The organism is Kitasatospora sp. NPDC051984, assembly GCF_044593455.1.
Taxonomy (GTDB): Bacteria; Actinomycetota; Actinomycetes; order Streptomycetales; family Streptomycetaceae; genus Kitasatospora.
Map to the genome: position 1 here is coordinate 670282 of NZ_JBIUCB010000001.1, position 25981 is coordinate 696262.

Genomic DNA, 25981 nt, shown 5'->3' on the forward strand with positions numbered 1-25981 from the left:
TGCCAAACCTTAGTCAGGTCAGCTCAACTTCACTGACTGGGGAGAGATCATGGCATCGACGTCCATTCCGCTCACTCTGCCCGTGCTGCCCCTCGACGACGAGGTCGTGCTCCCTGGCATGGTGGTTCCGCTGGAGCTTTCGGATCCGGAGGTGAGGGCTGCCGTGGAGGCGGCCAGGGCGGGGAGCAACGGGGGGAAGCCGCAGGTGCTGCTGGTGCCGCGGCTCGACGGGTCGTACGCGGCGGTGGGTGCGCTGGCGACGGTCGAGCAGGTCGGGCGGCTGGCGGACGGTGACCCGGCGGCGCTGGTACGCGCGGTGCGCCGGGTGCGGATCGGCAAGGGGACGACCGGGCCGGGGGCGGCGCTTTGGGTGGAGACCACGCCGTTCCAGGAGTCGGACGCCGGGCTGCCGGTGGCAGGTCGGGCGGCCGAGCTGGCCAAGGAGTACAAGGCGCTGTCCACCAAGTGGCTGCGCAAGCGCGGGGCATGGCAGATCGTGGACCGGGTGGCCGCGATCGAGGACATCGGCGAGCTCGCGGACAACATCGGGTACGCGCCGTTCGCCACCGCCGAGCAGAAGCTGAAGGTGCTGCTGGAGGCCGACCGTCAGGCCCGGCTGGAGTACGCGCTGGGCCTGCTGCGCGAGCACCTCGCGGAGGAGGAGGTCAACGACACCATCCGCAAGGACGTCGAGGAGGGCGTCGCCAAGCAGCAGAAGGAGTTCCTGCTGCGCCGCCAGCTGGAGGCCGTCCGCAAGGAGCTGGCCGAGCTGAACGGTGAGGCGGGTACTGAAGAGGATGACTACCGGGCGCGGGTGGAGGCGGCCGAGCTGCCCGAGAAGGTCCGGGAGGCGGCGCTCAAGGAGGTCGACAAGCTGGAGCGTTCCAGTGATCAGTCGCCCGAGGGCTCGTGGATCCGCACCTGGCTGGACACCGTGCTGGAGCTGCCGTGGAACGAGCGCTCCGAGGATTCGTACGACATCACCGCCGCGCATGCCGTGCTGGACGCCGACCACACCGGTCTGGCGGACGTGAAGGACCGGATCGTCGAGTACCTGGCCGTCCGCAAGCGCCGGGCCGACCAGGGGCTCGGCCAGATCGGCGGCCGGCGCGGAGGTGCGGTGCTGGCGCTGGTTGGCCCGCCCGGTGTCGGCAAGACCTCGCTGGGCGAGTCGGTGGCCCGCGCGATGGGCCGGTCGTTCGTCCGGGTGGCGCTGGGTGGCGTCCGGGACGAGGCGGAGATCCGCGGCCACCGGCGGACGTACGTGGGCTCGATCCCCGGCCGGATCGTCCGGGCGATCAAGGAGGCCGGGACGATGAACCCGGTGGTGCTGCTGGACGAGATCGACAAGGTCGGCTCGGACTACCGGGGCGACCCGGCGGCGGCGCTGCTCGAGGTGCTGGACCCGGCACAGAACCACACCTTCCGGGACCACTACCTGGAGGTCGAGCTCGACCTGTCCGACGTGGTGTTCCTGGCCACCGCCAATGTGCTGGAGGCCATCCCGGAGCCGCTGCTGGACCGGATGGACCTGGTCCGGCTGGACGGCTACACCGAGGACGAGAAGGTCTCCATCGCCCGCGACCACCTGCTGCCCCGCCAGCTCGCCAAGGCGGGCCTCGCCGCGGAGCAGCTGACGGTGGACGAGGAGGCGCTGCGCCGGCTCGCCGCCGAGTACACCCGGGAGGCGGGCGTCCGGAACCTGGAGCGGTCGATCGCGCGGGTCCTGCGCAAGGTCGCCGCGCAGACCGAGCTGGGCGAGCGCGAGCTGCCGGCCGCGATCGGCCCGGACGACCTGCGGGCGCTGCTGGGCCGGCCGCACCACGTGCCGGAGTCGGCGCAGGAGCCGGCCGAGCGTCGCACCGCGGTGCCCGGAGTGGCGACCGGCCTGGCGGTCACCGGAGCCGGTGGTGACGTCCTCTACATCGAGGCGTCGCTGGCGGACGCGGAGACCGGCTCGACCGGGCTGACGCTGACCGGGCAGCTGGGCGACGTGATGAAGGAGTCGGCGCACATCGCGCTCTCCTACCTGCGTTCGCGCGGCGCCGAGCTGGAGCTGCCGGTGACGGGCCTGCGCGAGCGGGGCATCCACCTGCACGTGCCGGCCGGCGCGGTGCCGAAGGACGGCCCGAGCGCGGGCATCACGATGACCACGGCGCTGGCCTCGCTGCTGTCGGGGCGCAAGGTGCGCACCGACGTGGCGATGACCGGCGAGGTGTCGCTGACCGGCCGGGTGCTGCCGATCGGCGGGGTCAAGCAGAAGCTGCTGGCCGCGGACCGGGCCGGGGTCACCACGGTGATCATCCCGAAGCGCAACGAGGCGGACCTGGACGACGTCCCCGCCGAGGTGCTGGAGCGGCTCACGGTGCACGCCGTGTCCGACGTCCGGGAGGTGCTGCGGCTGGCGCTGGAGCCGGCGGAAGTGCTGGTCGCGGCGGCCTGATGACGGCCGAGGGGCCGGGGAGTGTCCACTCCCCGGCCCCTGGTGGTTGCCGATTGTGGCCCATGGCAGACTTCCGGCATGCCGTCCCCTACGCAGCGCGCGCTGACCGCAATGCCGGAGAACTTCCGTCCGTTCCTGGTCAAGCACCGCAAGTTGGTGAAGTTCCTCGTGGTCGGAGGAACCTGCTTCGTGCTCACCATGTTGATCAACTTCGCTCTGAAGATGACCGTCTTCGAGGCCAAGCCGCTCGTCGCCCTGACCGTCGCGACCGTGATCGCCACCGGCGTCTCGTACGTGCTGAACCGGCAGTGGTCCTTCCGGGCCGCCGGCAAGCATCGCGAGGCTGTCCTGTTCGTCGTGGTCAGCGCTCTCGCGGTCGGTGTCAACGACCTTCCGCTGGCGGCCTCGCGCTACCTGTTCGACCTGCGGGAACCGCACGTCACCCACATGACCCAGGAGGTCGCCGACTTCCTCAGCGGCATGATCCTGGGCACCCTGCTGGCGATGGTGTTCCGCTACTGGGCGATGAACCGGTACGTGTTCACCCGGTTGTCGGACCGGGTGAGCGAGGAGCAGGGGCGGGCGACCGAACGGGTCTGACCCCGCCCCTTTCCGTGACGGCCGCTCACGCCTCCGCGGAGGCGGGGCGGCCGACGAGCGGACGGCGGGCCGCCGCGAGGAAGGTCACCGCGACACCGAGGGCGGCCCAGACCGCCAGCACCGTCAGCGGCATCGCCAGCGCGGACGAGCCCAGGTAGGCGATGGAGCGGGTGGCCGAGGTGCCGGCGCCGTTCGGGATCCACTGGCCGATCGCCCGCCAGAACGTGGGCAGCAGCGGCGGCGGGTAGACGCCGCCCGCGCTGGGATTGCCCAGCACCACGAAGATCAGTACCGCCACGCCGATGCCGATGATGTCGAACAGGCACTGCAGCGCCATGGTGACCGCGCCGACCGCGAACACCACCAGTGCGCCGATGGCGGTCAGGGCCACGATCGAGCCCGGCAGCGCGTCCAGGATCGGGCCGGTGATCAGCGTGCCGCCGAGGCCCGCGACGACCGAGTACAGCGCCAGGGCGCCCAGGCGCACCGCGGCCCGGTTGACGTTGGCGGGGCGGGCACCGGCGCTGATGCCGAGGATCGAGGCGACCAGGTAGCCGCCGACGCACCAGCCGACCACCAGGTAGAAGCTGGACAGGCCCCTGCCGTCGCCGGGGGCCAGCGGAATGGTGTCCTGCACCTCGACGGTGCGGTGCTGGGCGGCCGCGACCTTGGTGACGATCAGCTCGGCGGCGCCGGAGGCGGCCGGGCCGCGGGCCTCCGCGACCAGCAGGGTGTCCTGGGTACCGGTCGGGTCGAACACCCAGGCCGCGTAGATCTTCTGGTCCTTGATCCGGGCCTTCGCGGTCTCCGCGTCGGGCAGGACGGACGCACGCACCGCGTCGTCCGGGACGGACTCCAGGGCGGCGGTCAGCTTCGGAGCGACCTCGGGCGGGGCGACCACTGCGATGGACAGCTGGTGCGGCTTCGGCTGGTGGAGCGCACCCACGTACGAGGTGATGAAGCCGAGCTGGAGCAGCAGGACGGCGACGACCATGAGGAACGCGCGTGGTGTCACCGCGTCCTTGAGATCGGCGACGAACCCCTTTGCAGGCTCTGCCATGGGCGGGCATCTCCCTATCAATCCGGTACCAGTACACAAATCGGATACTTAATATCATGAAACAGTTGCGCCCCGGAGAACGTGCAGGCTGCGCGATACTGAGCGCCATGAACGACCCCGTGGCAGAGCCGAACGCCGCCGAACTGGCATTTCTCGCGGTCGAGCGCGAGGTGGCGACGCTGTTCCGGCGCAGCAGGGCCCGGGCCGCCGAGGTCTCGCGGCAGGTGCACCCCGAGCTGGAGGCCGGGGCGTACGTCCTGCTCTCCTTCATCCGGGAGTCCGGGCAGGCGCGGGTGACCGACATCGGGCTGCACTTCGGCGTGGGCAAGGCCACGGTGAGCCGGCAGATCCGGGCGATCGAGGAGCTGGGGCTGCTGCGGCGGGAGACCGACCCGCTGGACCGGCGGGCCTCGCTGGTGTCGCTGACCGAGGAGGGCGAGCGGCGGTTCGCGGCCGCCCGGGAGGCGCGGATGGCGCGCTTCCGGGCCTCGCTGGAGGCGTGGGAGGTGGGTGAGCTGGAGCAGTTCGCGCGCCTGCTGGAGCGGTTCAACGAGCTGACCGAAGGGGTCTGACCCGTTCTGACCTGGGCCTTTGAAGGGGCCCTTTACTTTGACTTGAATAAAGTTGCCTTAGTCAACTATCGGCGTATAGTTGCTTGAGGCAACGAATTTTTAGTCGAAGGAAACGCATGTCGACGACCCCCCAGACACTCCCGCAGGCCCAGCTGTCCCACCGCCAAGTGCTCGAAGCCCTCTCGGGCCTGCTGCTCGGCCTGTTCGTGGCCGTGCTGTCCTCCACGGTCGTCTCCAACGCGCTCCCGCGGATCCTCCACGACCTGCACGGTGGCGAGTCCGCCTACACCTGGGTGGTCACCGCCGCCCTGCTCTCGATCACCGCCGCCACCCCGCTCTGGGGCAAGCTCTCCGACCTGGTCAGCAAGAAGCTGCTGGTCCAGATCGCCATGGTGATCTACGTGCTCTCCTCGGCACTGGCCGGTCTGTCGCAGAGCATCGGCATGCTGATCTTCTGCCGCGTGCTGCAGGGCATCGGTGCCGGCGGTGTGATCGCGCTCGGCCAGATCTGCCTGGCCGCGATGGTCCCGCCGCGCGAGCGCGGCCGGTACAGCGGCTACTTCGGCGCGGTGTTCGCACTCGCCACCCTCGGCGGCCCGCTGATCGGCGGCGTCATCGTGGACACCTCCTGGCTCGGCTGGCGCTGGTGCTTCTACGTCGGCGTCCCGTTCGCCCTGCTCGCCATCCTGGTGCTGCAGCGCACCCTGAAGCTCCCCGAGCAGACCGTCCGCAAGCCGAAGATCGACTACCTGGGCGCGGTGCTGATCACCGCCGCCGTCAGCCTGCTGATGATCTGGATCTCGCTGGCCGGCAAGAACTACGACTGGGTGTCCTGGCAGACCGCGGTGATGGTGCTCGGCGGCCTGGCACTGGCCGGACTGTTCGTCGCCGTCGAGAAGCGCGCCGCCGAGCCGCTGATCCCGCTCGACCTGTTCCGCCACCGCACCGTCGCGCTCGCCTCGGTGGCCTCCGCCTTCGTCGGCGTCGGCATGTACGGCACCACCACCTTCCTCGGCCAGTACTTCCAGCTCGCCAAGGAGAAGACCCCCACCCAGGCCGGTCTGCTCACCCTGCCGATGATCCTCGGCCTCGCGGTGTCCTCCACGGTGGCCGGAAAGCTCATCACCAAGTACGGCAAGTGGAAGGGCTACCTGGTCGGCGGCACCGTGATGCTCGCCGTCGGACTCGGCCTGATGGGCACCGCCCGGGCCGGCACCTCGTACGGGCTGCTCGCGCTCTACATGGCGGTGGCCGGCATCGGCCTCGGCCTGACCAGCCAGAACCTGGTCCTCGCGGTGCAGAACACCGTCCCGCGCCACGAACTCGGCGCGGCCAGCTCGGTGGTCACCTTCTTCCGCACCATGGGCGGCGCGATGGGCGTCTCCGCGCTCGGCGCGCTGCTGGGGCACAAGGTCGCCTCGTACATGGCGGAGAACTTCGTCAAGGCCGGCCTGCCCGCCCCCGCGGGCGGCGGCGACGGCATCCCGGACCTGCACGCGCTGCCCGCGCGGATCGTCCCGCTGGTCACCGACGCGTTCGGGCACGGCGTCGGCACCGTGTTCCTGGTCGCCGCCCCGTTCGCGGTGGTCGGCTTCCTGCTGGTGCTGTTCATCCGCGAGGTGCCGCTGCGCACCGCCGACGACGACCGGGCCGCCGCCCCGGCCGCCAAGGCCGCGGAGCTGGTCACCGACTGATCGCTGCCGACATGCGTGAAGGGCCCCGCCGGATGGCGGGGCCCTTCGTCGTATCTGCTCGCGTTACTTGGCGGCGATCAGCGAGATGCCGTACGCGACCACCGCGGCGCAGGCGGTGAAGCACACGACCGCGGCGGCCAGGGCCGGGACGCCCTTGCCGGTGCCGGCCTCGACGGCCGCCTCGCGGCGGGTCAGCGCCAGGTTGCCCAGCGCGAAGACGGTGACGACGGCGAGGGTGACGGCCAGGCTGACGCCTGCGGTCTCGGCCAGAGCGGCCCACTTGATGTGCATGATTCGTAGTCCTTTCAGGCCGCGATGGTGGTCTGGCCGGTCGGGCTGCCGGTGACCGGCAGGTCCACCGTCTCGCTGTCGTGCACGTTGCCGGCGTGCACCGGCTGGCGGCGGGAGATCAGCCACATCGAGCCGGCGCCGAGCACCAGCGCCACGCCGACCACGGCCACGCCCCAGTCGCCCTGGTCCGCGATCAGGGCGGCCAGGCCGGACACCGCGGCGGCGGCCGGCAGGGTCAGGCCCCAGGTGTAGACCATGCGGCGGACCATGCCCCAGCGCAGCTTGCCGGAGGGGCCGCCGAGGCCCGCGCCCATGATGCCGCCGGAGCAGACCTGGGTGGTGGACAGGCCGTAGCCCATGTGCGAGGAGGTCAGGATCACGGTCGCGGCGGCGGTCTCCGAGGCGAAGCCCTGCGGTGGCCGGATGTCGGCCAGGCCGGAGCCCATCGAACGGATGATCCGCCAGCCGCCCATGTAGGTGCCCAGCGCGATCGCCAGACCGGCGCTGACGATCACCCAGGTCGGCGGGCCGTCGCCCTTGTGCAGCTGGCCGGCCGAGATCAGGGTCAGCGTGATGATGCCCATGGTCTTCTGCGCGTCGTTGGTGCCGTGCGCCAGCGAGATCAGCGAGGAGGAGAAGATCTGGCCCCGCCGGAAGCCCTTCTCGGTGCTCTTCTTCGGGCTGCTGCCGGCGATCAGGTAGGCCAGCTTGGTGGCGCCCCAGGAAGCGACGCCCGCGATGATCGGGGAGGCCACCGCCGGGATCAGGATCTTGGAGACCACGACGCTGAAGTTGACGCCGCCGATGCCGGCGCCGACCACGGTCGCGCCGATCAGGCCGCCGTACAGGGCGTGCGAGGAGGACGAGGGCAGGCCCTTGAGCCAGGTCAGCAGGTTCCACAGGATCGCGCCGACCAGGGCGGCGAAGATGATCGAGGGTTGCAGTCCGGCCTTCTCGTTGACGATGCCACCCGAGATGGTGGTGGCCACCTTGACCGAGAGGAAGGCACCACCGAAGTTCAGCGCCGCGGCGATGGCCACGGCGACCTTGGGCTTGAGGGCGCCGGTGGCGATGGAGGTGGCCATCGCGTTGGCGGTGTCGTGGAAGCCGTTCGTGAAGTCGAAGGCGAGCGCCGTGATGATCACAACGGCCACCAGGAACGTGATGTGTTCCATACCCAAACAATCGTCGAAGGTGTCGGACTGACGTTGCTGTCCTCGGTGACCGTAGGAAGCGATGGTGAACGGGAGGTTAACTCGGCACGGAGTTGTGGTTCCTTGGGTGGCGCGGGAGTTGCCGGGGCGTCGGTTTTCCATGGAGATCGCGGAATCCGATGAGAGGGTTGTCACACTCCCGCGCGGATGAGAATTCACTTCACGCCCCCCTGGGTATCTGCCGGGAACTCCCTCCGCATGGCAGGATCGGTCCGATCGCCGACGGGAACCAGGGGAGGGCCGGCCGATGGGGGCAGGGCAGCGCGCGGAATCGACCGGGATGCGGCCGTGGGTACGCGCCGCACTGCGTTGCGGGGCGGTGCTCGCCGTCGCCGCACTGACCTTGCCGTTCGCCTCCGCCGCGTACGCCGCGCCGGACCCCGGAGCCTCGACCTCCGCCCCCGGGGCCGACCCGCTGGCCGAGGCCAAGCGGACCCTCGGCCCGCTGCTGGAGCAGCTGCACACCCTGTACCAGGAGGCCGAGGCCGCCACCGAGCAGTACAACGGCACGGTGGCCCGGCTTGCCGAGCAGCAGGCCAACGTCCAGGACCTGAACGCCCGGGTGACCCGGCAGCAGGAGGCCGTGGACACCGGCAACGACCTGGCCGCCCAGCTGGCCGGCGCGCAGTACCGCAACAGCCAGATATCCGGGTACGCCGAGATGCTGCTGGCCAAGGACCCGTACGAGGCGGTGGTGATCGCCGGACTGCTGGACTCCGCCGGGCGCTCGCAGAAGGAGTTCCTGGAGCGGCTGAAGTCCGACCGGGACACCCTCGCCGCCGCGCAGCTGGCCGCCCAGCAGGCGCTGACCGAGGCGCAGACGCTGGCCGGTCAGCAGGAGCAGCAGAAGAACACCGTGGCCAAGAAGCTGGCCGACGTGGAGACCCTGGTCGGCTCGCTCACCGGCGCCCAGCGCAGCGAGCTGGAGGCGCTGGAGAAGCAGCAGGCCGACCAGGCGCAGCTGACCTTCCTGGCGTCCGGCGCACTCGGCAAGGGCGAGCGCACGCCGTCCGCGATGGGCCGCAAGGCGGTGCAGTACGCGCTCCAGCAGCTCGGCAAGGACTACGTGTGGGGCGGTGCCGGGCCGGACGTGTTCGACTGCTCGGGCCTCACCTCGCAGGCCTGGCTGCACGCCGGGAAGGCCATCCCGCGCACCAGCCAGGAGCAGTGGGCGCAGCTCAAGCACGTGGCGCTGAACGAGATGCGCCCCGGTGACCTGGTGGTCTACTACGGCGGCGCCACCCACATCGGGATGTACATCGGCGGCGGCCTGGTCGTGCAGGCCCCGCGCACCGGCGACGTGGTGAAGGTGTCGAAGGTCGGCGCGATGCCGATCCTGGGCGCCGTCCGGCCCGACCCGGAGGACTCGGCGGACGACGCGGGCGGCGAGTGGAAGGTGCCGGACGTGAAGGCCGGCGAGTCGAAGATCGGGCCCGCCAAGCCGTCCACGCTGCCGCCGGCGCCGAGCACGCCCGCGCCGAGCACGCCTGCGCCGAGCACCCCGGGCCCGAACGTCCCGGGGCCGGACACGAAGCCCAGCAACCCCGGCACCATTCCGTCGCAGCCCGGTGGCAGCGGCTCGCCGAGCACCGGTTCGAGCAGCTCGCCCAGCGGATCGGCGAGCGGTTCGGCCTCCGGCTCGCCGTCCGGCGCCGCGTCGGCATCCGGGTCGGGTTCGGCCGCGCCGACGGGCAACTGACCGACCGGGCCGCCGTCGCAGGACGGCGACCCAGGCGGGGCGGACGGGTCAGGCGGTCGGCTCCAGGCGGACCACCACGGCCTTGGAGGTCGGGGTGTTGCTGATGTCCGCGGTGGAGTCCAGCGGCACCAGCACGTTGGTCTCCGGGTAGTAGGCGGCCGCGCCGCCCCGGGCCACCGGGTAGTGCACCACCCGGAAACGCGGGGCGCGGCGCTCCACGCCGTCCTTCCACTCGCCGACCAGGTCGACGAACTGCCCGTCGGTGAGGCCGAGTTCGGCGGCGTCGGCGGGGTTGACCAGGACCACCCGGCGGCCGCCCTTGATGCCCCGGTAGCGGTCGTCCAGGCCGTACACGGTGGTGTTGTACTGGTCGTGCGAGCGGAGCGTCTGGAGCAGCAGCCGGCCCGGCGGGACGTCGGGGGCGGTGAGCGGGTTGACGGTGAAGTTGGCCTTGCCGGTGGCGGTGGGGAAGCTGCGGCTGTCGCGCGGGGCGTGCGGCAGGGCGAAGCCGCCGGGGCGGCGGACCTTGGCGTTGAAGTCGTCGAAGCCGGGGATCACGCGGGCGATCCGGTCCCGGATCAGGTCGTAGTCGCGGGCGAACTCCTCCCACGGCGTGGGGTCCTGCGGGCCGAGCGCGGCGCGGGCCAGTCGGCTGACGATCGCCACCTCGGAGAGCAGCTCGGGCGCGGGCGGGCGCAGGCCGCCGCGCGAGGAGTGCACCATGCCCATCGAGTCCTCGACGCTGACGAACTGCGGGCCGAGCGCGCTGACGTCCCGGTCGGTGCGGCCCAGGGTGGGCAGGATCAGCGCGCGGGCGCCGGTGATCACGTGCGAGCGGTTCAGCTTGGTGGAGACGTGCACGGTCAGCCGGCAGCGGCGCATCGCGGCCTCGGTGGCGTCGGTGTCGGGGCTCGCGGAGACGAAGTTGCCGCCCATCGCGAAGAACACCTTGACCCGGCCGTCGCGCATCGCCCGGATGGTGTCGACGGTGTCGAAGCCGTGGGCGCGCGGCGGCTCGAACGCGAACTCCTGGCCCAGGGCGTCCAGGAACGCGGTGCTCGGGCGTTCGAAGATGCCCATCGTGCGGTCGCCCTGCACGTTGCTGTGCCCGCGCACCGGGCAGACGCCCGCGCCGGGGCGGCCGACGTTGCCGCGCAGCAGCAGGAAGTTGACCACCTCGCGGATGGTCGGCACCGAGTGCTTGTGCTGGGTCAGGCCCATCGCCCAGCAGACGATGATCTTCTGCGAGGAGAGCACCAGGCGGTGCAGTTCCTCGATCTGCTCCCACGGCAGGCCGGTGGCGGCCAGCGTGGCCGGGCGGTCGAGGTCGGCCGCCTCGGCGGTGAACTCCTGGTACCCGGCGCAGTGTTCGGCGACGAACGCCTCGTCGACGGCGCCGGGAGTGGTGAGCAGCAGGTGGTTCAGCGCCCGGAACAGCGCCAGGTCGCCGCCGAGGCGGATCTGCAGGAACAGGTCGGTGAGCTTGGTGCCGCCGCCGACCAGGCCGCGCGGGGTCTGCGGGTTCTTGAACCGCTCCAGGCCGGCCTCGGGCAGCGGGTTGACGCTGACGACCTTCGCGCCGGCCCGCTTGGCGCGCTCCAGCGCGGAGAGCATCCGGGGGTGGTTGGTGCCCGGGTTCTGGCCCGCGACGATGATCAGATCGGCCTGGTACAGGTCCTTGAGCGAGACGCTGCCCTTGCCGACGCCGAGTGTCTCGGTGAGCGCCGAACCCGAGGACTCGTGGCACATGTTGGAGCAGTCGGGCAGATTGTTGGTGCCCAGCCGGCGGGCGAACAACTGGTAGGCGAAGGCCGCCTCGTTGGACGTCCGGCCGGAGGTGTAGAACGCCGCCTCGTTCGCGGAACCCAGCGCGGTGAGCTCGGCGGCGATCAGCGCGAACGCCTCGTCCCAGCCGATCGGGGTGTAGTGGGTGGCGCCCTCGTCGAGCAGCATCGGGGTGGTGAGGCGGCCCTGCTGGCCGAGCCAGTAGCCGGAGCGCTCCGCGAGGTCGGCGACCGGGTGGGCGGCGAAGAACTCGGGGGTTATCCGCCGCTCGGTGGCCTCCTCGCTGACCGCCTTCGCGCCGTTCTCGCAGAACTCCGCCAGGTGCGGCTTGTCCGGCTCGGGCCACGCGCAGCCCGGGCAGTCGAAGCCGTCCTGCTGGTTGACCTTGCGCAGGGTGGAGAGCACCCGGCCCGGGGACATCTGGTCGGCGGCCATCCGCAGGGTGTGACCGATCGCGGGCAGACCGGCGGCGGCGTGCGCCGGAGGTCCGACGTGCGGCGCGTCCTGGGCGGGGTCGCGGTGCGGGGGCTGCTTGGCCATGGCGGACTCTCCGGAGGGCTCGGGGGTGCTTGGAGCGTATCCGGTACGACCGCGGGTGTCGTGGGGCGGAGGGCCGGGCCGGTCACCAGCCGTGCGGGATGCGCTCCAGCACCCCGCCCGCGAACACGTCGTACAGCGGCAGCGACTCCAGGTGCACATAGCCGATGTGGCAGTCGCACTCGCCCAACGGGCAGGCGCGCGGGCGCAGTTGGGCCCGGTAGGAGTCGTCGTACAGGTTGCCCAGCGGCGGTCGGACGAAGTGGCAGCGACGCACCGTGCCGTCCCCGTCCACCGAGACCACGCTCTCCCCGGTGCGGCACGGCAGGCCCGCGCTGCGGTGCGGGTGGCGGCTGTAGCCGAACAGCGGGTCCAGCTCCATCCACCCGGCCGCCTCCGCGTCGGTGTACGTGAGCCCGTCCGCCGCGTTCACCCACAGGTAGACGGACGCCGGCAGCGCCGCGCGCAGCCGGCGGGCCGCCGCCAGGTGCTCCGGCTGCCCGACCACGCCGACGCTGAACCGCACGCCCAGTGCCGTCAGTTCGGCGCACTTGGCGAGGAAACGCTGCTCCGTCACCTGGCCCGGGTGGTACGTCACCCAGAGCGCCAGCTTCGACAGGTCCGCCTCGGCCAGCCAGCCGGTGCGGCAGCTCGCGTTGGTCTGGATCGCCACCCGCTCCAGGTGCGGCAGCCGGCTCAGCTCCACCATCGCCCGCCGGTACCAGGACCGCACCAGGCCCTCGCCCCACGGCGTGAACAGGACGGAGAGACGGCCGTGTTCGTACCGGGACGCCCAGGCGGTGAACCGCTCCAGCGCGGCCCGGTCGGTGCGCAGCAGCTCCGGAGGGTCCCGCCGCTTGGCGAACGGGCAGTACGGGCAGTCGTAGTCGCAGGAGGACAGCGGGCCCCGGTACAGGACGGTCAGTGCGCTCATTTCGGCGAGTACCCCGCCATCCGCTCGCGCACCCCGGCGGAGAACAGCCGCGGGCCGATCGCGTCCGACCAGGCCAGGCCCTCCGCGGTGAGCAGCAGCCGGTCCGCGCCGGCCGCCAGCCAGTTGGTGGCGGCGAATTCGGTCAGTTCGGACGGGAAGTCCTGCTCGGGGCTGCTGCCGAAGCGCTCCCGGTAGGCCGCCAGGTCGACGCCCTCGCCCTGCAGCAGCGACTGCACCAGATGGCGGCGACGGGTCTCCTCGTCCGTCATCTCCCAGCCCAGTTCGGCGCGCGAGAAGTCCGGCGCCGCCACGTAGTCGTCGATGATCCGGCGGACCTCGCGGGCGTCCACCGCGTAGTCGAAGGAGTAGTGCAGCTTCGAGGTGTACGAACGCGCCCCGCAGCCCAGGCCCACCATGCCGTCGGTCTGGCAGGCGTACTCGCCGGCGCTCGCGCCGGCCGCGCCGGAACGGCGGAACATCCGCATCGACACCTGCTCGTAGCCGTTCGCCAGCAGGTGGTCGCGGCCGGCCCGGTAGAGCGTCAGGCGCTGAGCGTCCCACTCGGGGGACGGCGCGTTGTCGGTGTGCCGGTTGTCGGCGTGCCGGCCGAGGCCGGTCAGCGGGCGGACGTACAGCGGGTACAGGTACAGCTCCTCGGGCTGCCAACTCAGCGCCGCGTCAAGGGACTTGATCCAGCTGACGGCCGTCTGGCCGTCGATGCCGTAGATCAGGTCGATGTTCAGCACCGGGAAGCCCGCGTCCCGGACCCGGCCGAGCGCCGCCTCCACCGCCGCCCGCTTCTGCGGCCGGACCGCCGACCTCGCCTCCTCGTCCAGGAACGACTGCACGCCCAGGCTCAGCCGCGTCGTGCCGCGCTCGGCCAGGACCTGGAGGCGGTCCGCGGTGGCGGTGTCGGGGGAGGCCTCGACGGAGAGGGGGATGGACCGCAGATCCGCGCCCATCCGGTGCTCGGCGATGTCGCAGAGACGCTCCAGCTCGGCCGCCGTCAGATAGGTGGGCGTGCCGCCGCCGAACGCCGCGAGAGCGAATTCGGCGGTGCCGGAGAGGGCCTCCCGGGCCTGGCCGGCCTGGCGCTCCAGAGCGTCCAGGTAGGCCGTGGTCAGGCCCTCCGGGCTGCCGATCCGGGTGAACAGGTTGCAGAAGCCGCAGCGCACCTCGCAGAACGGGATGTGCAGATAGAGGGAGAGCGCGTCCTGCTTCTCGCCCCGCCACAGGTCCGCCAGCGACGGGCGGTCGGGCAGCGGGCGATAGGCGGTCTTGTGCGGGTACGCGTAGACGTACGACTGGTACGGGGACTCGGCGGGCGTCATCGGTGCTCCTGGGTGGTGGCCGGGAGGGTGAAGTGCGCGTACGGCACCGTCCAGACCACCTCGTGGCCGATCCGGTGACCGGTGTAACCGTCCTCGCCGTACGCGGTGCCGTGGTCCGAGCAGACGATCGCGAAACACGGACGGCGGGCGGACATCGCCGCGAACAACCGCCCCAGATGCGCGTCCACGTACTCCAGCGCGGCCGCGTGACTGGCCCGGGAGTCGCCGTCCTCACGGGTCGCGCCCGGGAGGTGGAACCAGTTCGGCTGGTGCAGCGCCGAGACGTTGATGAACAGGAACAGCGGCTGGTCGGACGGCTGCTCTGCCGCGACCCGCTCGGCCACCGCCACCTGCGACTCGAACGAGGTCGGGGACGGGACACCCAACTCCGGTGCCCAGTGGCTCTCCTGGAACAGGCCGGGGAGAACGGAACCCAGCGGGCCCTGCTTGTTGAAGAACCCGACGCCACCGATGCAGACCGTGCGGTAACCGGCCGCGGCGAGAGCCGTCGGCAGATCGGGCGCGTCGAACACCCAAGTGCGGGACTCGGTCGACTCGGAGCCGGCGAAACGCGCGGCGAACAGACGCGGGTGCGGGCCATTGGGGGACGCGGGCGTGGGGAGGAAACCGGCCAGGATCGCCTGGTGCGCGGCGTACGTGAAGCTGCCGGGGGAGTGGCGGCGCTCCCAGGCTCCGTTCGGGATCACCCGGGCGAGATTGGGGAGGCGGCCGGCGGCGAGAAGCTCTTCGGCGACGTCGTAGCGGAGGGTGTCGAGGGTGACGAGGAGGAGGTCGTGGGTGCCGACGATCTCGTTCATGTTCGGTATGCCGTGCTGCAAGGGAGTTCCTTCGGGGTTACGCCGCCGGGGCGTCAACTGGCTGCGGGGTGAGCGGATCCGGCCGGACAGGCCCTAGTCCTGGCGGGCTGGGAGGTGCCCCCACGCGCCCCTGGTTTCGCACCCGCTCGCGCTCCCCGCCGGGGGCTGGGAAAAGCGCCTCCCGGTACTTCGGCGAAGCCAGTTGCGCCGCGTAGGTGTCGAGTCCCGGGGCCGGGCCGTCCGGCAGGCCCGGGAGGTTGGGGAGTAGGTCGCCGAAGGCGTTGACCTCGCCGATCAGGGTGCGGCGCCAGCGGGCGTGGGGGAGCAGGTCGACGCCGACCATCGGGGCGTGCGGGAAGCAGCTCGCGGCGGCTTCCGCGGTGGCGAGCAGGGTGGGCCAGGTGTCGCCGGCGGCGGCGCGGACGGCGGCCAACTCGCCGCGGGCGCCGCCGAGGTGGAGGTTGGTCATGGGGTGGCGGCTGGTGCGGACCACCATGTGGGTGGCCCGGCCGCCGACCACCAGTACCCGCAGGTCCGCGGCGCGGCCGCCCTGGCCGGACTTGGGGACCCACTGTTCGACGTGCAGGCCCTCCGGGGCGAGCCGGTCGACGAGTGCGGCGACCTCGGCCGCGTCGCGGTAGCGGCGGACGGTGAGCGAGTTGTGCAGCCCGTCCGGGGCGACCTCCACCGAGGTGGTGGCCTGGACCTGCCCGCGCGGGCCGAACTCCAGTGCCACCACCCCGGAGGCGGAGGAGCCGTGCACCGGTTTGAGGAACACCCGGCGCATTCCGGCGGACGCCATCCGTTCCCGCAACTCCTCGAAGGAGGAGGGGAGTTCACCGGGCAGTGCGGGGGGAACCGGCACCCCCGCGGCGGCCAGCGCCGCGTGCGCGCGGCGCTTGTCGAACATCACGGCGATCTCCTCCGGATCGCCGAGCATCCGCACCCCGGGCCGGGCGGCCAGTTCGCGGAGTGCGGCGGTGACGCCCGCGTACCAGGCCGGTCCGCCCTCGACCCGGGTGGCCGCGTAGCTGTCACCCAGTGCGGCGCCGCGCAGCAGCCGGTCGGCCTCCGGGTCCTCGCCGGGCGAGTCGACCCGGACCACCGCGCCGGGCGGCAGTTCGTACCGTCCGCGCAGCACCGAGGACCAGGGCAGCACGGCGGGCTCCGGCAGGCCGGCGGCGCGGGCCGCGGCGGCGAACAGGGTGACCCTCCGGTGCCCCGGGCAGCCCAGGACGACCAGCTTCGGCGGCGTCAACGCAGGACCTCCGCCTACTCGGAGACGGCGACGTAGCGCCAGTTGTCGTTCGGGTCCTCGGCCTGGGAGAGGTCGATCTCGACGCCGGGCAGGGCGTCCCGCAGGCGCTTCCGCATGCCCTCGGTGAGGTAGTGGTGGTGCAGGTCGAGCTTCTTCAGGTGGGTGAGCGGCTGGCCCTCCAGCAGCGCCGCCGCGCCCTCGTCGGTGAGCGCGCCCAAGGACAGCGCCAGCCCGGTCAGCCGGGGCACCACCGGGGCCTGGGCGACCAGCGCGGCGATCCGGTCCTGCTGTTCGGCGTTCTGCAGGCCGAGGTACGTCAGCGACGGCAGGTTGGCGCCGGACAGGAACGGGCCGAGGTCCTCCATCGTCCAGTCGCCGCCGTAGTTGTCGACGCCGAGCCACAGTTCCAGCTTCTCCAGCGCCGGGAAGTCGCAGGCCGCGACCGAGCGGACCACCGAGCCCGGCAGGCCGCCGGCCTCGAAGCGGAGCGCCTTCAGCTTCTCGTGCCGCACCGGCTTCAGGGAGAGCGGGTCCTCGCCGTCGTAGTCGCCGTCGGTGCCGCGCACCACCAGCTCCTCCAACTGCGGGAAGGCGGCGAAGACCGGCGTGATCTCGCACATCTGGATCCAGGAGATCTCGCACTCCTCCGCGATGATGTCGCCGATGAACAGCGCCCGCAGCGCCGGGAATCGGTCGGCGGCGGCGAGCACCGTCGGCAGCACCCCGGACAGCGACTCCGGCTCCTCGGAGAACCAGGGGCCGAGCACCAGCGCGGTGACGTCCTCCAGCGCGACGGCCTTCAGGAACGCCGCCCAGACCTCACCGAACTCGCGCTCCTCCTCGTAGTCCAGCCCGATCCGCCAGGCGGTGGCCGCGGCCGCCGGCAGCTTCTTCCCCTCCGCCTCGGCGGTCCGGAAGTCGGTGACGGGGAGGCCGTGGAACTCCTCGATGTGCTGATTGATGGTCATGCGCGCCGCTCCTGGCTGCTCGTCGTGGGCCTGACCCTGTCTACCAGCCGCCCCCGACGTTCACCCGCACGGGGAGTTCTCTGGCGTGGTGTTGTCGGTGGCGCCGCCTAGTTTTCCGGTCGGGACGTCCGGCGCCCGGCCGGACCCGACCGCAGGAGGACTTTCGTGTACCGCCAGGGTGACGTACTGATCGTGCCGGTCGAACAGAGCGCGGTCCCGGCCGCGGTGGCCCACCTGCCCCGCCAGCCGCGGGACGGCCGCGGCCGGCTGGTGCTGGCCCTCGGCGAAGTCACCGGCCACGCCCACGCGGTGGTCGGCCCGGGCGAACTGCTGCGCGAGTCCGGCCCGTTCGGCCGGGCCTGGCTGCACCTGCCGGAGGGCGGCAAGGTCGTGCACGAGGAGCACGCGGCGATCCCGCTGCCCACCGGCTGGTTCCGGGTGGTCCGGCAGCGCGAGTACGCGCCCGGCTCGGTCCGGATCGTCGCGGACTGAGCACCCCTTAAGGATTGAGGACAGAACTGATGAGCACGCAGCTGACCGGCCGTCCCGCCGACGCCTCGGTGGCGCACTGGCGGGCCGTCGCCGCCGCCACCGGGCCGGCCGACCGGGCCACCGCCGAACACGCCGTCCGCGCCGCCTACCGGGCCGCCGGGCTGGCCGAGCCCACCGCGTTCCGCTGGTACCCCTCGCCGCTCGCCGCCGTCACCGAACTGCTCGACCACCGCGAGGAGTTCGGCGCCAACGTTCGCGAACAGGTGCGCACCGCCGCCTGGGAACGCGCCCGCACCGCCGCGTTCACCGCACACGGCCCCGGCGGCTGGGCCGAGATCTGGGGCGCGACCGGCGCCGAACTCGCCGCCACCACCACGCTCCCCGCCGAACGCGTCCGCGCCGCGCTGCTCGACCACTTCGCCCCCGAGCCCGAACCGCTCGACTGGGAGGAATCCCGCAAGCCCGAGAACAAGGAACGCCGCCGGGTGGCCGGCGAAGCCCGCGCCAAGGTCCGGCTCGCCCTGGTCGACGCCGTCGCCGGGCAGCACGACGCCGCCTGGTTCGCGGCGTTCGACACCGCGGGCACCGGCGACGAGGCGCTCGCCGCGCTGGCCGGCGTCGCCCGGCAGACCGGCTGGTGGTGGCCCTTCGAGAACACCGTGCTGCTCAGCGAACGCCCCACCGCCCTGCACCGCGACGAGGCCGGCCGCCTCGACCGCGCCGACGGCCCCGCCCTCGCCTACGCCGACGGCTTCGCGCTGTACGCGTGGCGTGGCATGCCCGTCCCCGCGGACTTCCTGGAGCAGCTGACCGGCCTCACCGCGGAGCGGATCCGCGCGGAGGAGAACGCCGAACTGCGCCGCGTCATGCTGGAGCACTTCGGCTACGAGAGGTACCTGGCGGAGAGCGGCGCGAAGCCGCTGCACCGGGACGAGACGGGCGTGCTCTGGCGGATCCAACTCCCCGACGACGAACCGGTGGTGATGGTCGAGGTGGTCAACTCCACCCCCGAACCGGACGGCACCTACCGCACCTACTACCTGCGCGTCCCACCGTCTGTCCGCACCGCGAGGGCGGGAGTGGCCTGGACGTTCGGGGTCGAGGAGGCGGAGTACCGCCCCCAGCGGGAAACCTGACCGCGGGCGGGTGCGAAACCAGGGCGCGAGCGGGTGCGAAACCAGGGGCGCTGGGGGTACCCCCAGGCGAAGCCGAGGGGGCGGCACTGCGCGACAAGCGCAAGTCACGTCCGCAAGGTCGCTCTCACGTGCAAGTCATTGTCCTGCGTCGCGATCTTGCGGACGTGTCGCGTTCCCCTTCGCGCAGTTCCGCCCCCTCGCTTCGCTGGGGGTACCCCCAGCGCCCCTGGTTGTTCGCCGCAGGTGTTCCATGAGCACCCCCGCCGGGCTGTCCTCCGTCTCCAAGTGGAGCCAGTTGCGCAGGACTTTGGCCGTCTGTTCGTCGCGGACGGCCGTTGCGGCGGCCATCACGACGAACTGGTCGACCAGCCAGTCGCAGAGGGAGTCGAGGGGGATCTGGTGGCCCTCGTCGAGCCAGCTGATCGCGGAGGCTTCGACCACCGAGATCCAGGAGCGGACCAGCAGGGTGAGTCGCGGGCCGGCCTCGCGGACGCCCAGGTGGCGCAGGGTGCGGCGGATCGCCGCCCTGCGGACGTCGTCGACGATGGCGGAGGTGCGGGCGGTCTCGACCACGGAGCCGCCGCGGAGGAGTGCGGCGTAGCCGGCGGCGTGCTCGTCGACGAACGCGAAGTAGCGGTGGAGGACGGCGCCGAGTTGCTGGGTGGGGGTGCCGGGGGTCGCGGAGACCGTGAAGCGCTGGGTGAGTTCGGTGGCGGCGCTGCGCAGGGCGGCTTCGTAGAGCTGCTGCTTGCCGCCGGCGAAGTAGCGGTAGACGAGGGGGCGGGACGCGCCGGCGGCCTCGGCGACGTCGTCGAGTGAGACGTCCTCGGGCGGGCGGGCGGCGAAGAGTTCGAGGGCGACGGCGATGAGTTGTTCGCGCCGTTGCTGGACGGGCAGTCGGCGGTAGGTGGCGCGCCGGGGGCGCTGGGCCTCGGTGCGGGAGGGGGTCGCTGCCATGGGTGCCAGCGTAATCGTCGGGCGGGTCGTTGCCGCCGACCGCAGACTGTGGGCAGGTGTCGGTGGAGTGCGACGAGGAGCGGCCGGTGCGGTGGGTTCGGGCGGTCGGTCGGTGGATCGGCAGGTCTCCGGGGACGTACGTGTGGCTGCTGCTGCTCGCGGTCACGAGTTTTGTGGTGGGTCAGAAGGATCCGGCCGCGCTGCACTATTTCCTGCAGAAACGGTCCACCAATATCGATCAGCTGACTTCGCACCCGGTGCATGTCCTGGTGGCCAGCCTGATCTGGACGGAGCAGGCGAACTTCTGGTTCTACTTCGTGATGTTCCACATCTTCCACGTCCCGGCCGAGCGCTGGCTGGGCACCCGGCGCTGGCTGACGGTGGCGCTGACCGCGCACGTCCTGGCGACGTACATCAGCCAGGGGGTGGTGGCGTGGGGCGTCCACCACCAGGTGCTGCCGATGAACATGGCGAACACCGTGGACGTCGGGGTGTCGTACGCGCTGGCGGGGGTGCAGGGCGTCCTGACGTGGGGGCTGGCGGGCTGGTGGCGGTGGGTGTACGGCTGCGGGCTGGTGGTGTTCTACCTGGTGCCGCTGCTGATCTCGCACACCTTCACCGACCTGGGGCACTTCTGCGCGGTGCTGATCGGGCTGGCGTTCCGTCCGATCACCCGGGGCCGGCCGGTGTGGGATCCGTGGCAGGCGGTGCGGCGCCGGTGGCCGGTACGCAGTTGACGCGATCACTTCCAGTTGGGGCTTGAATTCGTCCGCCGCTGCGACAGGATGGCCGAATGGCTCATGAACTGAACGATCGTCACGTCGGCGGCCCCACTCCGCGCCGCATCGCCGACTCCTACGTCCACGCCCTCGCCGAGCTGGACCCGCTGACCGCGGTCTACCTCGGCCTCAACCCGGAGGACGACCGGCTCACCGACCTGTCCCCGGCGGGCACCGCCGCCCTCGACGAGCTGGCCCGCCGCACCCTTGCCGAGCTGGACGCGCTGGAGGCGTCCGGCCCGATCGAGGACGAGGCGGAGCGCCGCTGCGCCCGGCTGCTGCGCGAGCGGCTGATCGCGGAACTCGCGGTGCACGACGCGGGCGAGGAGTTCCGGTCGGTCCGCAACCTGGGCTCGCCGGTGCACAACACCCGGGAGATCTTCACCCTGCTGCCCACCGACACCGACGAGGACTGGCTGCGGCTGGGCCGCCGGCTGGCCCGTTTCCCGGAGGCGCTCGCCCAGTACCGGCAGACCCTGGAGGAGGGCGTGCGGCGCGGCCTGCTGTCGGCGCCGCGCCAGGTGACCACCGTGGTCGGCCAGTTCGAGGAGTGGATCGAGTCGGAGCGGCCCGGCGGCTGGTTCGGCGACCTGGTCGCCCCCGCGCCGGAGCACCTGCGTGAGCAGCTGACCGCCACCGCGGTCGCGGCCACGGCGGCCCTCGCCGAGCTGCGCGACTGGATGCGCGACGTGTACGGCCCCGCCGCCCAGGGCACCCCCGACGCGATGGGCCGCGAGCGCTACACCCGCTGGGTGCGGTTCTGGACGGGCGCCGACCTGGACCTGGACGAGGCGTACCGCTGGGCGTGGGAGCAGTTCCACGACCTGGACGCGCAGATGCGGGTCGAGGCGGAGAAGGTGCTGCCGGGGTCGACCCCGATGCAGGCGATGAAGTGGCTGGAGACCGACGGCCCGGCGATCCGCGGCGAGCAGGAGGTGCAGGAGTACCTGCAGGGCCTGATGGACCGGGCGATCAACGACCTGCAGGGCGTGCACTTCGACCTGGCCGAGCCGCTGCTGAAGGTGGAGTCGCGGATCGCGCCGCCCGGCAGCGCCGCCGCCCCGTACTACACCCAGCCGTCGCTGGACTTCTCCCGCCCCGGCCGGACCTGGCTGCCGACCCTGGGCCGCGAGGCGTTCCCGGAGTGGGACCTGGTCTCCACCTGGTACCACGAGGGCGTCCCGGGCCACCACCTGCAGCTCGCGCAGTGGACGTACATGGCGGACCGGCTGTCCACCTACCAGGTCACCCTGGGTGGCGTCAGCGCCAACATGGAGGGCTGGGCGCTGTACGCCGAGCGCCTGATGGACGAGCTGGGCTACCTCACCGACCCGGGCCACCGCCTGGGCTACCTGAACGCGCAGATGATGCGCGCGCTGCGGGTGATCGTGGACATCGGCATGCACGCCGAGCTGGAGTTCCCGGCCGACTCGCCGTTCGCCGCGGGCGAGCCGATGCTGCCGGAGCGCGCCCGCGAGTTCTTCGGCGCGTACTGCGGCCTGTCCGCCGACTTCCTGGACAGCGAGCTGGTCCGCTACCTGGGCCTGCCCGGCCAGGCGATCGGCTACAAGCTCGGCGAGCGGGCCTGGCTGAGCGGCCGGGCGGCGGCCCGGGCGGCGGCCGAGGCGCGCGGCGAGGAGTTCGACCTGAAGGCGTGGCACATGGCGGCGCTGTCGCAGGGCTCGCTGGGCCTGGACGACCTGGTGAGGGAGCTGGGGGCGCTGTAACCGAGGGAGTGTCCCGGGTGGCCGATGCGGCCGGGCACCCGGGTCCCGCGTCCCAAATCGTGACAAAAGAACACAGACCGCCTTGCCGATGACCGGATCGGGCGTTTGGCTGGAGAGAGCGCCGTGCGCGCGACCAGGCCCATTCCCGATTCGGCGGAAGGCGGTCCTCCGGTGACCTCCCAGCACGCCCCCGACACCCAGACGGTTGACCCGCGCCGCTGGTGGGCCCTGGCGGTCATCGCCATCGCCCAGCTGATGATCGTCCTGGACGCGACGATCGTGAACATCGCCCTCCCGTCCGCCCAGCACGACCTGGGCATCTCCAACGCCAACCGCCAGTGGGTGATCACCGCCTACACGCTGGCCTTCGGCGGTCTGCTGCTGCTCGGCGGCCGGATCGGCGACCTCTACGGACGCAAGCGCACCTTCATCATCGGCCTGCTCGGCTTCGCGGCCGCGTCCTGCCTCGGCGGCTTCGCCACCAGCGGCGGCATGCTGTTCGCCGCCCGCGCCCTGCAGGGCAGCTTCGGCGCGCTGCTCGCCCCGTCCGCACTGTCGCTGCTGTCGATCACCTTCCGCGACGCACGTGAACGGGCCACCGCGTTCGGCGTCTTCGGCGCGCTGGCCGGCGGCGGCGCCGCGATCGGCCTGATCACCGGTGGCCTGCTCACCGAATACCTCAGCTGGCGCTGGTGCCTGTACGTCAACGGCCCGATCGCCGCGGCCACCGCGCTCGGCGCCTACTACCTGCTGCGCCGCGACCACATCGACCGCTCCCACCGGATCCGGCTCGACCTGCCGGGCGCGGTGCTCGGCTGCGGCGGACTGCTGCTGATCGTCTACGGCACCTCCGAGGCCGTCGACCGCGGCTGGGGCGACTGGCTGGTGCTCACCGCGCTGTGCACCGGTGTCGCGCTGCTCGCCGTGTTCGCCCTGGTCGAGCGGCGCACCCCGCACGCACTGCTGCCGATGCACCTGGTCCGCGACCGCAACCGGGCCGGCAGCGCGCTCTCGGTCGGCCTCGCGGTGATCGCCATGTACGGGCTGTTCCTGTTCCTGACGTACTACATGCAGGTGGTCAAGGGGTACTCGCCGATCCGGGCCGGCGTCTCGTTCCTGCCGATGACCGGCGCGATCATCCTCAGCTCGGCCGGCATCGGCTCCCGGCTGATGACCCGCATCCCCACCCGCGCCCTGATCGTCCCCGGACTGCTGATCGGCGCGGGCGGCATGGCCTGGCTCACCCAGCTCCGGGTGGACAGCTCCTACGCCGGACTGGTGCTGCCCGCCGAACTGCTGCTCGGCATCGGCCTCGGCCTGGTCTTCATGCCGGCCATCAACCTGTCCACCCTCGGCGTCGCCCCGCAGGAGACCGGCGCCGCCTCCGCCATCATCAACAGCGCCCAGCAGGTGGGCGGTTCGATCGGCACCGCGCTGCTGAACACCATCGCGGCCAGCGCCACCGCCACCTACCTCGCCACCCGCAACCCGACCGACCCGCTGGTCCAGGCCCAGGGCGCGGTGCACGGCTACACGGTCGCCACCGTTGTTGCGATGGGCATCCTGCTGGCCGCCGCGGTGGTCGCGTTCCTGATGATCACCCACCGGCCCGCGCCCGGCGAGGCCAGAGGCCGGGCCACCCAGCCCGAGGCCAGAGCGGTGGCCTGAACGGTGGCCTGACCCGCCCGCCGGGTGTCGCCGACCCCGCACCCGGCCCCGGCCGTGAGACCCTGCTGTCCGCCACCGGAAATCTCACGAGTCTCCCAGCCAGGAATCACGGCATTTCCAGCTCGGCGACGCATATTCGAGACAGCTCGGGTCACCGGTGTCCGCGTCGACAACGACGCGGACACCGCTACGATCCTCCGGTCGGCAGGAACGGGGCACCATGGGACGGCACGCCAAGCAGCGCAAGCGCCGTTCGCTGCGCCCGGTCGTCCTCAGCTCGGTCCTCGCCGTCGGCGTGGTCGGCGTGATAGCCGTCGCCGGGCTGTTCTCCGTCCACGTGCGCGACCCGCGGCAGCGGACCAGCGCCGACAGCGTCGCGATGGCCGCCTCGGCCCCGGCGCCCGTCCCCGTCACGGGCGCCACGGTCGACGCGAGCCCGAGCCCGACTGCCGGTGAGGAGACCGGTGCGAGCGAGCAGCCCGGCGCCGCCGCAGGGGCCGCGGACCCCAGCGCCGGTCTCAGCCGGCAGATCCCGCCGTTCGCGCCGCCGGACGTGAAGCTCGGCGTCACCGCCGACGCCGCCGTCAACACCGAGTCGATCCGGGTCGGCGCGCTGTTCACCGGTGACATCGGGCCCGGCAACCACTTCTGCACGGCCAGCGTCATCGACAGCCCCGGGCGCAACCTGATCCTCACCGCCGCGCACTGCCTGTCCGGCGTCAGCAGCATCACCTTCGTCCCCGGCTACCACGACGGCCAGGCCCCGTTCGGGAGTTGGCAGGTCAGCAAGGTGTTCACCGCGGACGGCTGGCAGAACGGCAACGACCCCGACGAGGACTTCGCCGTCCTCGCCGTCGCCCCCAGCAACGGGCAGCGGATCGAGGACGTGGTCGGCGGCAACCCGCTCGGCATCAACGCCGCCTGGACGGTGCAGACCCGCCTGTACGGCTACCCGGACGGCGCCGAGAAGCCGATACTGTGCACCAACGTCACCAGCCGCGAGGACACCTTCCAGCGGCGCATCGACGGCCCGTCCTTCCCCGGCGGCACCAGCGGCGGCCCGTTCATCGACGCGGCCACCGGGCAGGTGATCGGCGTCATCGGCGGCTACCAGCAGGGCGGCGACACCGACGGCACCTCCTACAGCGCCTACTTCGACCACACCGTCGCCGACCTGGTCACCCGCGCGAGCTGACCAACCCTGGAATCCCTCCGGGCCGTCACCCACAATGGGGCGACGACGCAGACGAGGGGGAGGCGCGGTGTTCCGCCGCTGGTGGTTCCTGAAAGCCGCGGGGCCCGCCCCGACATCCGAACACCACCCGAGCCGCCGGGAGATCCGCGAGCACAACGCCCTGGTGCTGGGGGAGTGGGAAGCCCTCCGGGACCGGCTGCGCGACCTCGCCGCCGAGCGGGTCACCACCGCCGGCGCGGTCTTCCGGGCCGCCGAACTCCAGCTCCCCACCGAGGAGTCCGCCGCCCGCCGGGCCTACCAGTGGGCGTTGGAGGCGTACGAGGCGGCCGGCCGGCTGCTCGACGCCGCCGAGCACCGCGACACCGACCTGCCCGACCTGGCCGCCGCCGTGGTGCTGGCCGAGCAGGCCGTCGAACGCCTGGCCGCCGCCCACCTGTTGCACGCCGGACAGCGCCCGGGCCCGCTCGTCGTCCGCTGCTACTACAACCCGCTGCACGGCCCCGCCGAGAGCGCGGCGGAAGCGCCGAAGAACCGCAAGACCCGGCAACGGGCCCACACCACCGTCCGGGAGGCCGCCGCGGACCGGCGCCCCGCCTGCCGCTCCTGCCGCACCGCGATCCTGGCCGGCCAGACCCCCGACGTGCTGCCCGCGCTGCTCCCCGCCAAGGCCGCCCCCGGTCGCAAGGGCCCGGTGCTGGTTCCGTACTTCGCCGTTCCCCGCCAGTGGTCCCCCTGGTCCACCACCGCCTGCGGAGCCTACGACCCGGCCACCCCGGCCCTGGTGCTGCGCGGCGATTACCGCAAGCGGAAGCCGAGTTGACGC

The 25981-nt window shown here is 72.2% G+C and carries 22 protein-coding genes; 12 read left to right on the forward strand and 10 right to left on the reverse strand.

Annotated elements, in window-relative coordinates; genetic code table 11:
• The first annotated feature begins 49 nt into the window (after positions 1–49).
• On the forward strand, positions 50–2443 hold the full coding sequence (lon, locus tag ACIHEI_RS03065; protein ID WP_396605385.1) for an endopeptidase La: 2394 nt from the start codon (positions 50–52) through the stop codon (positions 2441–2443).
• A gap of 78 nt (positions 2444–2521) precedes the next feature.
• Entirely contained in the window at positions 2522–3043 is a 522-nt protein-coding gene (locus tag ACIHEI_RS03070; protein ID WP_392950635.1) for a GtrA family protein, read from the forward strand.
• Positions 3044–3068: 25 nt separating this feature from the next.
• Here the strand turns inward: ACIHEI_RS03070 and ACIHEI_RS03075 are convergent, their stop codons facing one another.
• Positions 3069–4103 carry a DUF3533 domain-containing protein gene (locus ACIHEI_RS03075; protein WP_396605386.1) on the reverse strand — a complete coding sequence of 345 codons (1035 nt, stop codon included), beginning with the start codon at positions 4101–4103 and terminating at the stop codon, positions 3069–3071.
• A 107-nt stretch (positions 4104–4210) separates the two neighbouring features.
• Between ACIHEI_RS03075 and ACIHEI_RS03080 the strand changes: the two genes are divergently transcribed.
• Positions 4211–4675, forward strand: coding sequence for a MarR family winged helix-turn-helix transcriptional regulator (locus ACIHEI_RS03080; protein WP_392950640.1), 465 nt, complete (start codon positions 4211–4213; stop codon positions 4673–4675).
• 116 nt (positions 4676–4791) lie between these two features.
• Entirely contained in the window at positions 4792–6369 is a 1578-nt protein-coding gene (locus ACIHEI_RS03085; RefSeq protein WP_387865504.1) for an MDR family MFS transporter, read from the forward strand.
• 63 nt (positions 6370–6432) lie between these two features.
• Here ACIHEI_RS03085 and ACIHEI_RS03090 read toward each other — a convergent pair whose 3' ends face one another.
• A complete protein-coding gene (locus ACIHEI_RS03090) occupies positions 6433–6660 on the reverse strand; it encodes a hypothetical protein (RefSeq protein ID WP_387865501.1) in 228 nt (75 codons plus the stop codon).
• A gap of 14 nt (positions 6661–6674) precedes the next feature.
• A complete protein-coding gene (locus ACIHEI_RS03095) occupies positions 6675–7835 on the reverse strand; it encodes an anion permease (RefSeq protein ID WP_392950646.1) in 1161 nt (386 codons plus the stop codon).
• Between the two features lie 319 nt (positions 7836–8154).
• Between ACIHEI_RS03095 and ACIHEI_RS03100 the strand changes: the two genes are divergently transcribed.
• Positions 8155–9573, forward strand: coding sequence for an NlpC/P60 family protein (locus ACIHEI_RS03100; RefSeq protein ID WP_396605387.1), 1419 nt, complete (start codon positions 8155–8157; stop codon positions 9571–9573).
• A 48-nt stretch (positions 9574–9621) separates the two neighbouring features.
• Here ACIHEI_RS03100 and ACIHEI_RS03105 read toward each other — a convergent pair whose 3' ends face one another.
• The 6 genes from ACIHEI_RS03105 to ACIHEI_RS03130 all read right to left on the reverse strand — a co-directional run bounded on the left by ACIHEI_RS03105 (position 9622) and on the right by ACIHEI_RS03130 (position 17204).
• Positions 9622–11898 carry an FdhF/YdeP family oxidoreductase gene (locus ACIHEI_RS03105; protein WP_396605388.1) on the reverse strand — a complete coding sequence of 759 codons (2277 nt, stop codon included), beginning with the start codon at positions 11896–11898 and terminating at the stop codon, positions 9622–9624.
• 82 nt (positions 11899–11980) lie between these two features.
• Entirely contained in the window at positions 11981–12829 is an 849-nt protein-coding gene (locus tag ACIHEI_RS03110; RefSeq protein WP_396605389.1) for an STM4011 family radical SAM protein, read from the reverse strand.
• Positions 12826–14160 (reverse strand): STM4012 family radical SAM protein, encoded by a 1335-nt coding sequence (locus tag ACIHEI_RS03115; RefSeq protein ID WP_396605390.1) that lies wholly within the window; start codon positions 14158–14160, stop codon positions 12826–12828. The genes ACIHEI_RS03110 and ACIHEI_RS03115 overlap by 4 nt, the downstream gene beginning before the upstream one ends.
• On the reverse strand, positions 14157–14978 hold the full coding sequence (locus tag ACIHEI_RS03120) for an STM4013/SEN3800 family hydrolase (RefSeq protein WP_396605391.1): 822 nt from the start codon (positions 14976–14978) through the stop codon (positions 14157–14159). Before ACIHEI_RS03120 ends, ACIHEI_RS03115 begins: the two co-directional genes overlap by 4 nt.
• A gap of 37 nt (positions 14979–15015) precedes the next feature.
• The gene (locus ACIHEI_RS03125) at positions 15016–16236 is read right to left on the reverse strand and encodes an STM4014 family protein (protein ID WP_396605392.1); all 1221 of its coding nucleotides are present in this window, start codon (positions 16234–16236) and stop codon (positions 15016–15018) included.
• Positions 16237–16250: 14 nt separating this feature from the next.
• Positions 16251–17204, reverse strand: a complete 954-nt coding sequence (locus ACIHEI_RS03130) for an STM4015 family protein (RefSeq protein WP_396605393.1) — start codon at positions 17202–17204, stop codon at positions 16251–16253.
• 165 nt (positions 17205–17369) lie between these two features.
• On the opposite strand from ACIHEI_RS03130, the gene ACIHEI_RS03135 reads away from it, so the two are divergent.
• Complete coding sequence (locus ACIHEI_RS03135; RefSeq protein WP_396605394.1) at positions 17370–17696, forward strand: hypothetical protein; 327 nt, start codon at positions 17370–17372, stop codon at positions 17694–17696.
• Positions 17697–17725: 29 nt separating this feature from the next.
• The gene (locus ACIHEI_RS03140; protein ID WP_396605395.1) at positions 17726–18832 is read left to right on the forward strand and encodes a DUF6745 domain-containing protein; all 1107 of its coding nucleotides are present in this window, start codon (positions 17726–17728) and stop codon (positions 18830–18832) included.
• A gap of 135 nt (positions 18833–18967) precedes the next feature.
• On the opposite strand, the gene ACIHEI_RS03145 is transcribed toward ACIHEI_RS03140, so the two are convergent.
• A complete protein-coding gene (locus ACIHEI_RS03145; RefSeq protein ID WP_396605396.1) occupies positions 18968–19789 on the reverse strand; it encodes a TetR/AcrR family transcriptional regulator in 822 nt (273 codons plus the stop codon).
• Positions 19790–19875: 86 nt separating this feature from the next.
• Between ACIHEI_RS03145 and ACIHEI_RS03150 the strand changes: the two genes are divergently transcribed.
• The 5 genes from ACIHEI_RS03150 to ACIHEI_RS03170 all read left to right on the forward strand — a co-directional run bounded on the left by ACIHEI_RS03150 (position 19876) and on the right by ACIHEI_RS03170 (position 25978).
• The gene (locus ACIHEI_RS03150; RefSeq protein ID WP_392950671.1) at positions 19876–20526 is read left to right on the forward strand and encodes a rhomboid-like protein; all 651 of its coding nucleotides are present in this window, start codon (positions 19876–19878) and stop codon (positions 20524–20526) included.
• A 56-nt stretch (positions 20527–20582) separates the two neighbouring features.
• On the forward strand, positions 20583–22295 hold the full coding sequence (locus ACIHEI_RS03155; protein WP_396605397.1) for a DUF885 domain-containing protein: 1713 nt from the start codon (positions 20583–20585) through the stop codon (positions 22293–22295).
• Between the two features lie 171 nt (positions 22296–22466).
• Complete coding sequence (locus ACIHEI_RS03160; protein WP_396605398.1) at positions 22467–23963, forward strand: MFS transporter; 1497 nt, start codon at positions 22467–22469, stop codon at positions 23961–23963.
• Positions 23964–24183: 220 nt separating this feature from the next.
• Positions 24184–25158, forward strand: a complete 975-nt coding sequence (locus tag ACIHEI_RS03165; RefSeq protein ID WP_396605399.1) for a trypsin-like serine peptidase — start codon at positions 24184–24186, stop codon at positions 25156–25158.
• A gap of 67 nt (positions 25159–25225) precedes the next feature.
• Positions 25226–25978 carry a hypothetical protein gene (locus ACIHEI_RS03170; RefSeq protein WP_396605400.1) on the forward strand — a complete coding sequence of 251 codons (753 nt, stop codon included), beginning with the start codon at positions 25226–25228 and terminating at the stop codon, positions 25976–25978.
• Positions 25979–25981 lie beyond the last annotated feature (3 nt).